This is a genomic window from Brevibacterium metallidurans, from assembly GCF_037101285.1.
GTDB classification, from domain to species: Bacteria; Actinomycetota; Actinomycetes; order Actinomycetales; family Brevibacteriaceae; genus Brevibacterium; species Brevibacterium metallidurans.
This window is the reverse complement of the sequence record NZ_BAAAAF010000045.1, coordinates 1-1,435: the sequence shown is the minus strand read 5'-3', so window position 1 is coordinate 1,435 and position 1,435 is coordinate 1. Positions and strand designations below refer to the sequence as shown.

Below are 1,435 nucleotides of genomic sequence, written 5' to 3'. Positions count from 1 at the left end.
GGCTCTTCACAATTCGGGGTGTAGGTGTGGTCTGAATCCGCCGGCTTCGAGGAGTGCGCGGGCGATGTAGTTGGTGAGGTTGCGGAAGCCGAGGGCCAGGCCACGCAGGTGCTCGAGGCGACCGTTCACGGCTTCGGTAGGTCCGTTGCTCGTGCGCGGCCGGTCGAAGTAGGCCAGGACGTCGCAGGCGCGTCTGGTCAGGGTGCGGCCGAGCTTGCGCAGTTCTACCAACGCCTCAGGCACACTGTCGGCGAGGGCGTCGATCACGGAGCTCATCTCGACGCGGCCGGCTGCCCGGTCGGGGTGACGGTAGGCGGAGATCATGCGCTGGTAGATCCCCCAGGTGCACTCGACTTGCACGTGCCGGTCCCCAGCGAAGAGCTTGTCAAGGCGCTCGTGCTGGCGGTCGGTGAGCAGGTCAGCCCCGGTGTGCAGGGTCCGCCGCGCGGTGTAGAGCGGGTCGCCCTTGCGTCCGCGGTGTCCGTGCAGTTCCTGCTGGACTCGGCGGCGGCACTCATCGAGAGCGTCCCCGGCCAACCGGATGACGTGGAAGGGATCCATAACCGTGACGGCGTCCGGCAGCTCCTCGGTGGTGGCGGTCTTGAAGCCCGCGAACCCATCCATGGCCACGACCTCGATCCCATCGCGCCAAGCCTGGTCCCGCTCGGCCAGCCAGTCCTTGAACGCCTTCTTCGACCGACCTTCGACCACGTCCAGCAGGCGCGAGGGCCCGGTGCCGTCCCGGACCGGGGTGAGGTCGATGATCACGGTGACGTACTTGTCACCGCGCCGGGTGTGCCGCCACACGTGCTCATCGACCCCGACGACCTTGACACCGTCCAGGCGGGTCGGGTCCTCGATGAGCAGACGCCGGCCCTCAGCCAGGACCGCGTCGTTGGCGGTGTTCCACGCCACGCCCAGTCCTTCGGCAACTCGGGCCATCGACAGGTGGCCGACGACGATCCCGACCAGACCCCACCGCAGGCCGGCGCGGGAGATCTTGGCCCGCGGCGGCGCCGCAGCGGTGGTGTCCTGACGCCACACGTGCGAGCACTCCTTGCAGCGGTAGCGGCGCACGGTGAGCACCAGCGTGGTAGGGCGCCACCCGAACGGCTCGTGCGCCAACTCCCTGCTCACCGTGTCACGGGGCACGCCCTGGCAGCCGCACCGCCTGCACCAGTCGTCCGGCTCCACGACCCGGCACGCCAGCACGGACCGGTCAGGCTCGAGCAGCTGGCCGGTGACCTCCAGACCGAGGCCGTCGAGGCGGGTGAAGGTAGTCAGGTCAGGGCGCGTGAAGGTAGCGTCAGGCACGTCGAGGTCTTCCGGACGGGTTGTGTGAGAACTCCCATCATCGGAAGACCTCGACCCTCACCCCGACACCGACGCGCCGCCCCAGGTCGCACCACAGCTACACCCTCATCTGTGAAGAGCC

At 68.9% G+C, this 1,435-nt stretch carries 1 protein-coding gene; it reads right to left on the bottom strand.

Translation table 11 applies throughout. The features are described 5' to 3' along the window. Window positions 1-6 precede the first annotated feature (6 nt). The gene (locus tag AACX88_RS17425; RefSeq protein ID WP_048680651.1) at window positions 7-1,314 is read right to left on the bottom strand and encodes an ISL3 family transposase; all 1,308 of its coding nucleotides are present in this window, start codon (window positions 1,312-1,314) and stop codon (window positions 7-9) included. Window positions 1,315-1,435 lie beyond the last annotated feature (121 nt).